Raw genomic sequence first — 11,465 nt, 5'->3', positions numbered from 1 at the left:
CCGCACGGCGTGTGGCAGTGCAAGCAGAACCCGGAGTCCGCGAAGGTCTTCCGCGACGCGCTGACGCCCGAGCGGCCCGGACCGGTGATCCCGACGCCGGTGGTGCCCACGCCCGTGGTCCCGACCCCGGTGGTCCCGACGCCCGTGGTGCCCACGCCGGTCGTGCCCACGCCGTCCCTCCCGACGCCCGGGATCCCGACCCCGCAGATCCCCACGCCCTCGGTCCCCACTCCCGGCATCCCGACGCCGCAGGTCCCGACGCCCGAGGTCCCCGAGCCCTCGCCCGTGGCCCCCCTCCCCGTGACGCCGAGCCCGGTGACGCCGAAGCCCGAGGTCCCGGCGCCCGTCAGCCCGAGCCCCGAGGTCCCGGCACCCGTCACCCCGAAGCCCGAGGTGCCCGCGCCGGTCGCCCCGAGCCCCGTCACCCCGAAGCCCGAGGTGCCGCTGCCGGTCACGCCCAGCCCGCTCGTCCCGACACCCGCGGTGCCCACGCCGTCGCCCGAGGTCCCCGAGCCCACGCCCGTGGCCCCGAGCCCCGAGGTCCCGGCCCAGTCGCCCTCGCCCACCACTGCGCCCGTCGTGCCCACGCCCGCCGTGCCGAAGCCCGAGCCCACGCCGCCGAAGCCCCTGCCGCAACCGCAACCGCCGGTCAACAGCTCGCAGTGGTGCCTGCCGCTCAACTTCGGCGAGTGGCTCTCCAAGCTGGTCGGCAGGCAGTCGGTCTGCATCACGCTCGACTGGGGCAAGGGCTACGGCTTCTGGCCCTTCTAGAGCGGTCATCGCACCCGCAGTTCGTTGAGCCGCGCCCGCCAGTCCCTGGCGGCCGGCAACGCCTCCCGCAGCGCGTCCACCGCCCGCTCGCGCCCCGTCAGCTGCGACTCGTGCAGCCGCAGCAGGGGCGCGAGCGCGCTGGTGGCCAGCAGGAACCGCTGGTTCACGACCGTCTCGGGCCGCCAGTGGTTCTTGTACGGCTCGTTGCCGCGCAGGAAGCTCACCACCGGCCTGCCCTCGGCGAGGGCCCGCCCGGCCTCGTAGCGCAGCAGCAGCGTCGCCACGTCCACCTTCCGGGTCCGCAGGTCCGGGTCGGCCCCGTAGAGGTAGCCGCCGCTGAGTCCGGCCGACAGCAGCGTGACGTTGGCCGCCACCACCTTCCCCTCCAGCCGGAACTCCGTCAGCCGGCCCTCCCCCGCCCGGACCATCCGCCGGGTGGCCCGGGTCAGGTGCTCGGCGAAGCGGGGCCTCAGGTGTTCGGGGGTCACCCCGCGGCCGCGCCACTGCTTCTCGTGCAGCCGCAGCAGGGTCCGTACGGCACGCGGTACTTCCTGCTCGGTGACCTCGTGCTCCTCGATCCCGGCCGCGTCGGTCTTGCGCAGCTTGGCCCGCACCCGCTGGGCGCCGGAGGCCGGCATCCGTTTGACCAGCTCGTCGAAGGGCAGCGTGGGCAGCTCCATGCACGTGGAGTCGGCGAGCCTGGCGCGGGCGCCGGGCCACTGCCGGTACAGCTCCTCCGCGGCCGCCCCGGGACGCACCTCCCGCAGGTCGACGACGGCCCGGCGGGCGGCCCGGTGCAGCCCGTGGGCCAGCGCCGGCACGACCTCCTCGGCGTGCTCCGCGGCCACGAGCACGTCGAAGTAGTCGGTGATGGGGCCGCCGAGCGGCACCAGCAGCGGCATCGGCCGGTGGACGAGCATCAGCGCGGCCGCGCCGACCAGCTCCTCGCCGCGCCGGACGAGGACGATCCGGAGCCGGCCGTCCTTCCCGTACGACAGCCACCAGGAGTGCAGCCAGGCGTGGCTCTGGAAGGGGGTGGCGGTGGGACAGCCGCGGAAGAGCCGGTTCCACGACTCTTCCAGCGCGGCGAACTGCCGGGGGTCGCGGCACAGCGTCACCGACAGGGCCCCGGCGGAGCCCGAACTCATCGCACGGACTCCTTCTCCTTGGCCGAGGTGGGCTCACCCTGGGCGGGAAGCGAGGCGTACTCCTCGACCGGGGAGGCCACCGCGGGCTCGGCCGGCGCCGCGGCCCCGGCCCGGGCCGGGGCCTGGACGACGGGTCCGTCCCCGGGCTCCTCGGAGCGCCGCGCCCGTCCCGGCCGGGCGAGCAGCCACAGGCCGCCGAGCAGGCCGCCGGCGCACATCCCGACGGCGCCGCTGATGGCGGCGGACGGGGAGGCGGGCTCGGTCGGTGCCACGGCCTGGTTGAAGAGGAGCAGCTGGACCCCGGTGTTCTTGGCGGCCTGGTTGCTGCTCAGCGACAGGGCGTCGGCCACGGCGTTCGCGATGTCGGCGGCCTCGGACGGGCTCTTCGAGGTGCCCGTGATGGCGATCATCGGGGACTCGGGCGAGGTCTCCGCCCGCACCTGGGTCCGCAGCTGACGGGCGGTGATGCCGGCGCGGGGCTGGGCGTAGCCGAGGGTGGAACTGCTGGTGGCGATCCGGGCGTACGCCTGCGCGAAGCCGAGGGCGGTGGCCGGCTCGGTGGTCTCGTCGGGCACGGCGACGACGTAGCTGGTGGCGGCGTACTCGGGGGTCTTGAGCACCCCGTACGTTCCGCCCGCCGCCAGCCCCAGCGCGGCGCACACGGGCAGCGGCCACCAGGCGGGCGGCTTCGGCAGCCGCCGCCGCGCCCTGCGCTCGGAGCGGTGGTCCGGCTTCCGCTCGGCGTTCTTCCGCTCGGCCTTCTGCTCCGGCTTCTGCTCGGGCTTCTTGTCGGACTTCTTCTGATCGGTCGTATCGGCCATGAGCGTGCTCGCTTCCTGGGTGGGGGTGGTTCGGGGAGGGGGCGGTTCAGCCGGTTCCGGTCGGCTCCGCCGGTCCGGGGGCCGCCGGCTTGCGCCGGGCACCGACGACGGTTCCGGTGGCGGCCCCGGCGCCGGGCACCCGCCCGGGCACGGCCGCGCCCGGGACCGACGGCTCCGGCGACGACGGTTCGGGCAGCGTCGGGTCCGGGCCGGCCGGGCCCGGCGGACCCGACGGGCCAAGGGCACCCGGAGCACCCGGAGTGCCCGGAGCACCCGGAACGGTCCGCGTGCTCTGGGCGCCCGGGCTGCGGGCGGCCCCGGCGGTGCCCGGCGCGGCCGCAAGGGCGAGGTCGTACACGTCCAGCAGCTGCCGCGCGCTGCGGGCGATGTCGTAGCGGCGGACCACCGGCGGCGGGGGCAGCCGGCGCGCTCCCGCCTCCATGTGCCCGCGCAGCGCCGCGACCAGTTCCTCCGTGCCGGTGCCGATGCGGCGGGCCCCGGGGGCCTGGGCCGCGGGCAGGTCGTCGATGGCCGGGCAGGTCACGTGCAGCACGGGGAGTCCGGCGGCCAGCGCCTCCACGACCGCGAGCCCGAAGGCCTCCTCCCGCGACGGGGAGACGAAGACGTCCATGGCGGCCAGCAGCGCCGGGATGCCCGGGGTGCGGCCGTCCGCGCTGTCGCCCAGCGGGTCCCGCTCCCCCAGCAGGTGGATCCGGCTCTGCGCGCCGAGCTCGGCGGCCAGCCGGCGCAGCCCCGCCCGCTCCGGCCCGTCCCCGGCCAGCAGCAGGTGCGCCCCGGGCAGCGCGGCCACGGCCCGCACCAGGACGTCGAACCGCTTGCCCGGGACGAGCCGCCCGACCCCGCCGACGACGAAGGTGCGTTCGGGCAGGCCGGTCCGGGCCCGGGTGGAGCGCCGGACGCCCTCCTCGAAGCGGAAGCGGGCGGCCTCGATCCCGTTCGGTACGACGTGCACGCGCGCGGCCGGCACCCCCCACGCCTCCAGCCGGGCGGCGACGGTGTCGGACACGGCCACGGTGGCGGCGCCGAGGCGTTCGGAGGCCAGGTACAGCGCCCGTACCCCGCCGGACAGCGGCCGGCCCTCGATCTCGCCCTCGCCGAGGGAGTGTTCGGTGGCCACGGTCGCCCGGGTGCCCGCGAGCCGGGCCGCGAGGCGCCCGTACACGCAGGCCCGGTACAGGTGGGTGTGCACGAGGTCGTACTCGCCGCGCCGGATGAACCGCACCAGCCGCGGCAGCGCCCCCAGGTCCCGGTTGCCCCGCATGCCGAGGTGCACGACCCGGACCCCGTCGGCGCGCAGCCCCTCGGCCACCGGCCCGGGGTTGGTCAGCGTCAGCACGTCGCACTGCATGGGCATGTGCCGCAGCAGCAGTCGCAGCTGCTGCTCGGCGCCGCCGACCCCGAGGCCGGTGATGATGTGCAGGGCCTTCACCGGTGCACCGCCCGGCGACGCAGCTCCCGGGCCTGGTGGCGCAGCTGCTTGATCCGCAGCCGGGCGCCGCCGTCGGCCTGGCTGACGTGGGTGCGGGGCAGGGCGTGCGGGCCGGCGAGCCGGCCGGGGTCGATGGCGCAGGCGTACGCGTAGCCGGCGGCGCGGGTGGCGTCGACGACCCGGGCGTCGAGGTGTCCGTACGGGTAGCAGAACCCCTCGGGCAGGGTTCCGGTCAGCTCGCGCAGCAGGTCGCGGCTGCCGCGGAGCTCCTGCTGGAGGACGTCGGCGGCGGCCGCGGTGAGGTCCTGGTGGAGCAGCCCGTGCGAGCCGATCTCCTGTCCGGCGTCGGCGACTTCGCGGATGCCCTCGGCGGTGAGCAGGGACTTGCGCGGGCCCAGCGGGTCCCACACGTTGTCCACGCCGAGCCGCCCGGGCAGCACGAAGAGGGTGGAGGTGAACTCGTGGCGGCGCAGCAGCGGCAGCGCGTGCGTGAGGAAGTCGGTGTAGCCGTCGTCGAAGGTCAGCCCGACCAGTCCGGCGCCGCGGCCGGCCGCGCGGGCGCGGAGGACTTCGCCGACCGAGACCCCGCGCAGGCCGCGGGATTCCAGCCACCGCAGTTGGGCCTCCAGCGTCTGCGGGGTGACGGTGATCCCGTACGGGTCCTCGGCGGGGTCGGTGAACTCGGCGACCGAGTGGTACATCAGGACCCACGGCGAAGCGGTCCGGCGGGCGGGGACCAGCACGGCGGCGGGGGCCGTGTCGGTGTCAGCGGACATTGCGGAACCTCTGCGTGAACTGGGAGATCTGACCGGGCAGGGCGGTGACTTCGAGGGCGCGTATGGCCGTGCCGGTGGCTCCGAACATGGCCGGGACCAGCAGGCAGCCGAGGGCGGCGCTGAGCATCGGGTCGGGGATCATCGGCCCGGCGATCCAGCCGGTGGCGCAGGCGGCGACGGCGGCGACGGCGAGCCGTCCGATGCTGACGGCGACCCGGCGGACCTGGATGGCGATGATCCGCGAGCCGAGGCCGGTGAGCAGCAGGGCGGCGGTGGTGGAGATGCCGGCGGCGTTGGCGGCGGCGATCCCGTAGGTGCCCCACCAGCCGACGGCGAAGGCTCCGGCCACGATGTTGACGAGCAGTCCGGCGCCCATCGCGAACGCCGGGAACCAGGTGGGCCGGGCGGTCGAGAAGAAGGGCCGGGAAAGTGCCCCGACGAGGCAGTGGCCGAGGAGTCCGAGTCCGTAGACCCGCATGACGGAGGCGGTGGCGAGGGTGTCCTGGTGGGTGAAGGCGCCGCGTTCGAAGAGGACCTGGATGATCTGGGGCGCGTAGCCGATGACGAGGGCGCTGCCCACGAGGACGGCGAGCGAGGCCAGCGCGAGGTCCTGTTCGACGCGGCGCCGGGCCTTCTCCAGCTCCCCGCCGGCCATGGCCTGGGCGACGACGGGGAAGGTGACGGTGCAGATCATCAGGGAGAGCACCATCGGCATCTGCGCGACCTTCTGCGCGTAGTTGAGGTGCGAGATCGCCCCGGGCGGGAGCGAGGCGGCCAGGAACCGCTCGACGAGCACCTGCGACTGCCGGAAGACGGCGAAGAAGATCACCGGGGCGATGACCCCGAAGGCGATGAGGGTGGGGCGGTCGCGGTCGCGCTGGCTGCGGGGGGCCCTCTTGGCGCGGGGCGGGCCGAAGCCGACGTTGCGGATGAAGGCGGGCAGTTGGACGAGGACCATCAGCAGGCCGCCGACGGCGACGCCCGCGGCGGCCGCCCGCACGCCCCACAGGGCGTGCAGGGCGACCATGGTGCCGATGATCCCGACGTTGTACGAGACGTAGATCGCGGCGGGTGGCACGAAGGAGCGGTGGGCCCGCAGGGCTGCGCTGAAGTATCCGGCGATGCCGAAGGAGATGACGGTCAGGGCCGTCATCCGGGTGCACTGGACGGCCAGTTCGGGGTCGGGCAGGCCGGGCGCGAGCACGGCGACGACCGCCGGCGCGGCCACGATGAGCAGGGAGGCGACGGCGGCCACGAACACGGCGAGCCGGGGCAGGGTGGCCCCCACGAGCAGCCGTACGGGGTCCTGGGCGCGGGCCTCCTTGCGGGTGAGGCCGGCCCGGCCGGCGGCCCGGCGGGCCAGGGCGTAGCTGAAGGCGGGCACCATCAGCAGCGCCATGGCGTCCTCGATGAGCAGCGTCGAGGCCATCTCGGGCACGGTCCAGGCGATCAGGAAGGCGTCGCTGTCGTGCCCGGCCCCGAAGAGGTGCGCGATGGTCTGGTCGCGCACGAGCCCGAACAGCGCGCCGGCGGCGGTCAGCCCGGCGGTGACCGCGGCGGCCTTCGCCAGGAACCGCCCGAGCGGCGGGCTCCCGCCGGGGGTGGCGGGATCGGGGAGCTCGGCAGCCCCGGCCGCCCGGCTGCCGCCGGGGGTGCCGGGGGCGGGGGTGCCGGGGGCGGGAGTCGGGCCGGCGCGGCGGGCCCTGCCGAACCGGCCGCCGGTGGGCGCCGCCGGGGACCCGTCGGGGGCGGCGGGTCCGGAGGGCTCGCCCGTGCGACGGACGTTTCCGGGCCGGCCGGCCGCCGGCGCCTGGGCCCCGGGCGCGCCGGCCGGCGCGATCGTGGCGCGCGCCGGCACCCGTACGCTGCGCCGTCCCGAGGCGCCGCCGGGATAACCGGCGGAGCCGAACACGGGCTGCCGTACGGCCGGCTCGGCGCCGGGCACGGCGCCGGCGACGAACCCGGGGTCCGCCGGACCCCGGGTTCGCGCACCCGGCGCCGCGGGGGCTGCGGCCGCACGGGACGCCCCCGCGACGATGCCGCGCCCGGGCACCGCGCGGGCGGCGAAGCCCGGATCCGACGGCGCGGGGGCTCCCGTCGCACGGGCCGCCGCCGCGGAGCCCCGCGCCGGCAGGGCGCCGGCGACGAAACCGGGGTCCGTCGAGCCGGGCGCGGGCGGCTCCTGGCCGGGAGCCGTGCCGGGCAGGACCGGGCCCCGGACCGGGCCGGGCGCACCGGTGCCGCCCTGGGCCGCGGGGGCCGTGCCCGGGCGGGGCGTGCCGGTGGGGGCGCCCGGGACACGGGCGTGGCCCGCCCCGGCCGGGGGGCCGGCGGCGGGCCGCCAAGGCGTGGTGTCCGTCACGGGCGGGCCGCAACCCCGGGGGCCCTACCCCGTGCACCCGCACCGGCGACCGCGCCGGACGGCGCGGCCGCCCCGCGCGGTGGATCCGCGTCCTGCGGGGAGGGCAGCGCCCACCAGGCCGCCAGGCCGATGATCACCCCGGTGAGGACGGTGGACGGCCCCCCGATGTCCGCGTACAGGAAGTCGGTCAGCTGCCACACGAACAGCCCGGTCGCGATCAGCCCGCAGTCCCGCATGCCCTCGCCGGCGGCGAGCCGCCGGAGCCCTGCCACGAGCAGCGCGGCCCAGCCGCCCGCCAGCGCGACCAGCCCGATCAGTCCCTGCTCGCTCAGGACCAGCAGGTACATGTTGTGCGGGGAGAGCAGCGGCTGGCGCAGGTACGCCTGTCCCGCGCCCGCGGTGTCACTGCCGGAGGAGAGCCCCAGCGAGGAGTGCCCGTCGCGGTTGGCCGGGAAGCCCTTGAGCCCCACCCCCACCGCGGGCCGCTCGCGCCACATGGACTCGGCCGCGGCCCACATCGTGTAGCGGTCGGTCACCGACTGGTCGGGGGCGCTGGAGACCTGGGTGATGGAGGTCAGCCGCTCGGCGACCATGTCGGAGCCGACCCCGAACCCGCCCACCAGGACCACGCCCGCCGCGGCGAGCGCGAGGAGCACCTTCAGCGCCCGCCGGATCCCGGCCAGCACCATGACGAGCACCGCCGCGCCGGCGGTGGCGATCCACACGCCCCGGCTGAACGACAGCACCAGCGGCAGCACCAGCACCAGTGCCACGCCCCCGCCGATCCGCCGGACCCGCCGCGGCAGCCCGGGCGCCAGCCCGACCGCGGTGGCCACGATCAGCCCGTACGCCACCACGGTGGCCATGCCCATGACGTCACCGGGGCCGAAGGTGCCCACGGCACGGACGTCCTGGCCCTGGTAGGAGGCCCCGGTGTGGGTGGCGTACTGCACGACCCCCACCGCGCCCTGCACCAGCGCCAGGACCACGAAGCACCCGGCGGCCAGCCGGAACTCCGCGGCGTCGCGCACCAGGAGCACCACGGCCGCCGGGACGAGCACGAAGACCTGGAGGTAGCGGACGAAGCCCGGCAGGGCGGCGTACGGATCACCCGCGGTCATCGTGGCGACGGCGAGGCCCACGGCCGGGGTGCCGAGCACGAGCACGCCGAGCGGGGTCAGCGCCCGCACCCGGCCGCGCAGGGCCTGCACCGCGCAGACGAACGCCAGCAGCAGCGAGGCGGCGTCGGCCGGGCCGACCTTCCCGGAGGCGGTCGCGTCCCCCGCCGGGAGCGGGGCGAGCAGGAACAGCACGGTCGCGGCGAGCGGCAGCAGCGGCCAGTGCCGGCGCAGCAGGACCGGCAGGCCGGGCGGGGCCCGGTGACCGGAGACGACGAGGCTCATCAGCTGCCCCCCAGCCGGAAGCGGAAGAAGGAGGCCGCGGTGCGGGCGAGGATCCACAGGTCCTGCCACAGCGACCAGGTGTCGATGTAGTGGTTGTCGAAGCGGGCCCGGTCCTCGATGGAGGTGTCCCCGCGCAGGCCGTTGATCTGGGCGAGGCCGGTGATGCCGACGGGCATCCGGTGGCGGGCCTCGTAGCCGGGGTGGACGGTGGAGAACTTGGCGACGAAGAAGGGCCGTTCGGGCCGCGGGCCGACCAGGCTCATGTCGCCCCGCACGACGTTCCACAGCTGCGGCAGCTCGTCCAGCGAGGACTTGCGCAGGAAGGAGCCCACCGGGCTCATCCCGCGGTCGCCCGCGACGGTCCAGCGGGTGGCGGCCTCGTGCTCGTCGGCGCGCAGGGTACGGAACTTCAGCAGGGTGAAGGGGCGCCCGTACAGGCCGACCCGCTCCTGCCGGAAGATCACCCCCGGCCCGTCCCAGAGCCGAACGGCCAGCGCGCACAGACCCATCACGGGTGCGGCGGCGACCAGCGCGAGAAGCGCGAGCACCGAGTCGATGCCCCGCTTGGCCCAGCGCTCCAACGGCCGCGCCGGGCGCGGCAGCAGCGGCTGCACGGCGTACCCCCACAGCTGGTCGGCGGGGTGCGCGAGGCGCATCCCGGTGACCTTGGCGGTGCCGGCCGGGTCGGCGAGCCACAGCCGGCAGCCGTGGTCGTGGAAGAGCCGGACGAGGGAGGCGGTGCGTTCGTCGGCCTCCGGCGGACGGGTGAACACCGCGTGCCGGACGGAGTTCTGGATGACCGCGCGCCGGATGTCCTCGTGGGTGGCGAGGTAGGGCAGGGCGCCGCTGTCGGCCTCGGCGCCGGCCGAGGTGTCGGCGAGGCCGACCGGGCGCAGCCCGAACTCGGGGCGGCTGTGGAGGGCGGCGGCCACCGCGCCCGCCCCGGCGCCGGGTCCGACGACGAGGGCGGAGGCGGGCCGGCGGACGGCGGCGCGGCGCCGGAGCTGGTTGACGAGGCCGCGTCCCGCGCAGGCCAGGACGACCTGGAGGCAGACGGCGGTGAAGAGGGCGTTCCAGCCCAGGGCCCGGGCCGGGTCGACGGCGGCCAGTACGGCGGCCGCCCCGCACCACAGGACGGCGGACCGGCCGGCCAGCACGGGCAGTTCGAGGAGCGCGGAGGGCGCGAGACGCGGCCGGTACAGCCCGGCCTGCGCGTGCAGCGCGGCGAGCAGCAAGGGGAGGGCGGCGACGGCCGGCACCGCCACCGGGGCCGGCAGCGCCGGTCCGGGCAGGGTCGTCGCCGTGAGTGCGGCGGCCAGCGCGTCGGCGGTGAGCAGCGGCAGCACCCGGCCGCGGCGACGGACCCGCTGCGGGCGCACGGCGGACCTGGCCTGGTCCGTCCTGGGCCCGCGCGGGGGGTGGATGGCGGTCGCGGAGCGGCGGGCCGCCACGTGTGGCGCGGGCGCGAAGGCGCTGCCGCCGGCGGGCCCCGTGCCGCCCTGCCCGGTGTGCCGGGCGGGTGCGCTGTCCATCGTCATCGGCTGATGCGCTCCTGGTTCAAGGGCCGGGGCCTGCCCAGCAGTTCGTGGTACAGGCCGGTGACCGCTTCCGTGGTCCGCCGCACGTCGAAGTCGGTCCGGGCGTGCTGCCGGGCCTGCTCCCCCAGTTCGGCGAGGAGCCGCGGCTCGGCGAGCAGCCGTCCCAGGGCCTTGGCCAGCGCCGTCGGGTCCTCCGGCGGCACCAGGCACGGGCGTCCCTGGCCGGGCGGCAGGCTCTCCCGGGCGCCGCTGACGTCGGAGACCAGGACCGGCCGACCGCAGGCCATGGCTTCGAGCGGGGCGAGCGCCATGCCTTCCCACCGCGACGGCAGTACAACGAGATCGGCGGCCCGAAGCCACGGTCGGATGTCGGCGGCGGCGCCGGCGAAAAGCACGCCGGGTGGGGCCGTGCGGCGCAGCCGTTCGGTGTCGGGGCCGTCTCCGACGAGGGCGAGGCGGGCTCCGGGGACCGTGCCCAGCACCTCCGGCCAGGCCCGCAGCAGGATGTCCTGCCCCTTCTGGAGGCAGATCCGGCCCACGCAGACGGCGAGCGGACCCCCGTCCGCCAGGCTGTCCCGGAAGGCGGCGGGCAGCGGCAGTTCGGCGCGGGCCCGGGCCCGGTCCTGTCCGGGGTCCGGTCCGCCGGGGCGGAAGTGGTCCAGGTCCACGCCGTTGCGGATCACCGACCAGCGGGCGGTGACGCCCTCGGCCTCGCCCGCGCGGCGTTCGGCCTCGCTGACGCAGAGCACCCGGTCGGCCCAGCGGGCCCCGTACCGCTCCCAGCGCAGGGCGAGCGCGCCGGTGGCCCCGCCGACCGCGTCGAAGGACCAGGCGTGCGGCTGGAAGACGGTGGGGACGCAGCCGCGCGCGGCGAGCCGCCCCGCGAGTCCGGCCTTGGCGCTGTGGGCGTGCAGCAGGTCGGGCCGCACCCGGCGGAGCAGCTTTCGGGCGCCGAGCACCTCGGCGGGCAGCCCGGGCCCGGGGGACCGCCCGGCCCGCCAGGTGAGCACCTCGGCGCCCGCGGAACGGGCGGCGTCGCCGAGGGTGCCGCCGGGCGGGCAGCCGACGACGGCGCGGAGGCCGTCGGCGGTCTGGGCGCGGACGAGGTCGGTGACGACCCTGGCCACCCCGCCGTCGACGGGCTGTACGAGATGGAGGACGGTCGTGGGCTGTGCCGCCCGAGGTTGTGTGGGCAC

The 11,465-nt window shown here is 76.9% G+C and carries 8 protein-coding genes and 1 pseudogene; 1 reads left to right on the top strand and 8 read right to left on the bottom strand.

Annotation, left to right across the window (positions count from 1 at the left end; translation table 11 throughout):
• Positions 1–771: pseudogene (locus ACFYP3_RS13300) on the top strand (hypothetical protein); the annotation flags it as partial.
• A gap of 5 nt (positions 772–776) precedes the next feature.
• Here ACFYP3_RS13300 and ACFYP3_RS13295 read toward each other — a convergent pair.
• The 8 genes from ACFYP3_RS13295 to ACFYP3_RS13260 are packed head-to-tail and all read right to left on the bottom strand — an operon-like array spanning position 777 to position 11,465.
• Positions 777–1,919 (bottom strand): GNAT family N-acetyltransferase, encoded by a 1,143-nt coding sequence (locus ACFYP3_RS13295; RefSeq protein WP_388831125.1) that lies wholly within the window; start codon positions 1,917–1,919, stop codon positions 777–779.
• The gene (locus ACFYP3_RS13290; RefSeq protein WP_388831123.1) at positions 1,916–2,740 is read right to left on the bottom strand and encodes a YveK family protein; all 825 of its coding nucleotides are present in this window, start codon (positions 2,738–2,740) and stop codon (positions 1,916–1,918) included. Before ACFYP3_RS13290 ends, ACFYP3_RS13295 begins: the two co-directional genes overlap by 4 nt.
• A 46-nt stretch (positions 2,741–2,786) precedes the next feature.
• Positions 2,787–4,190: a glycosyltransferase gene (locus ACFYP3_RS13285; RefSeq protein ID WP_388831121.1), complete on the bottom strand. Its 1,404-nt coding sequence runs from the start codon at positions 4,188–4,190 to the stop codon at positions 2,787–2,789.
• Positions 4,187–4,966: a polysaccharide deacetylase family protein gene (locus tag ACFYP3_RS13280; RefSeq protein ID WP_388831119.1), complete on the bottom strand. Its 780-nt coding sequence runs from the start codon at positions 4,964–4,966 to the stop codon at positions 4,187–4,189. The genes ACFYP3_RS13285 and ACFYP3_RS13280 overlap by 4 nt, the downstream gene beginning before the upstream one ends.
• Positions 4,956–7,328 (bottom strand): lipid II flippase MurJ, encoded by a 2,373-nt coding sequence (locus ACFYP3_RS13275; protein ID WP_388831117.1) that lies wholly within the window; start codon positions 7,326–7,328, stop codon positions 4,956–4,958. The genes ACFYP3_RS13280 and ACFYP3_RS13275 overlap by 11 nt, the downstream gene beginning before the upstream one ends.
• A complete protein-coding gene (locus tag ACFYP3_RS13270; RefSeq protein WP_388831115.1) occupies positions 7,325–8,731 on the bottom strand; it encodes an O-antigen ligase family protein in 1,407 nt (468 codons plus the stop codon). The genes ACFYP3_RS13275 and ACFYP3_RS13270 overlap by 4 nt, the downstream gene beginning before the upstream one ends.
• A complete protein-coding gene (locus tag ACFYP3_RS13265) occupies positions 8,731–10,269 on the bottom strand; it encodes an exopolysaccharide biosynthesis polyprenyl glycosylphosphotransferase (RefSeq protein ID WP_388831113.1) in 1,539 nt (512 codons plus the stop codon). Before ACFYP3_RS13265 ends, ACFYP3_RS13270 begins: the two co-directional genes overlap by 1 nt.
• Complete coding sequence (locus ACFYP3_RS13260; RefSeq protein ID WP_388831111.1) at positions 10,266–11,465, bottom strand: glycosyltransferase; 1,200 nt, start codon at positions 11,463–11,465, stop codon at positions 10,266–10,268. The genes ACFYP3_RS13265 and ACFYP3_RS13260 overlap by 4 nt, the downstream gene beginning before the upstream one ends.

The sequence above is a fragment of the Streptomyces sp. NPDC005533 genome (assembly GCF_042871845.1).
Lineage (GTDB): Bacteria > Actinomycetota > Actinomycetes > Streptomycetales > Streptomycetaceae > Streptomyces.
The sequence above is the reverse complement of the archived record's forward strand: the minus strand, read 5'-3'. Positions and strand labels throughout refer to the sequence as shown.

Bases quoted from the DNA above. Each gene is read 5' to 3' on its own strand.
- ACFYP3_RS13270 (WP_388831115.1), bottom strand. From the start codon at position 8,731: ATGAGCCTCGTCGTCTCCGGTCACCGGGCCCCGCCCGGCCTGCCGGTC.
- ACFYP3_RS13290 (WP_388831123.1), bottom strand. From the start codon at position 2,740: ATGGCCGATACGACCGATCAGAAGAAGTCCGACAAGAAGCCCGAGCAG.
- ACFYP3_RS13265 (WP_388831113.1), bottom strand. From the start codon at position 10,269: ATGACGATGGACAGCGCACCCGCCCGGCACACCGGGCAGGGCGGCACG.
- ACFYP3_RS13295 (WP_388831125.1), bottom strand. From the start codon at position 1,919: ATGAGTTCGGGCTCCGCCGGGGCCCTGTCGGTGACGCTGTGCCGCGAC.
- ACFYP3_RS13280 (WP_388831119.1), bottom strand. From the start codon at position 4,966: ATGTCCGCTGACACCGACACGGCCCCCGCCGCCGTGCTGGTCCCCGCC.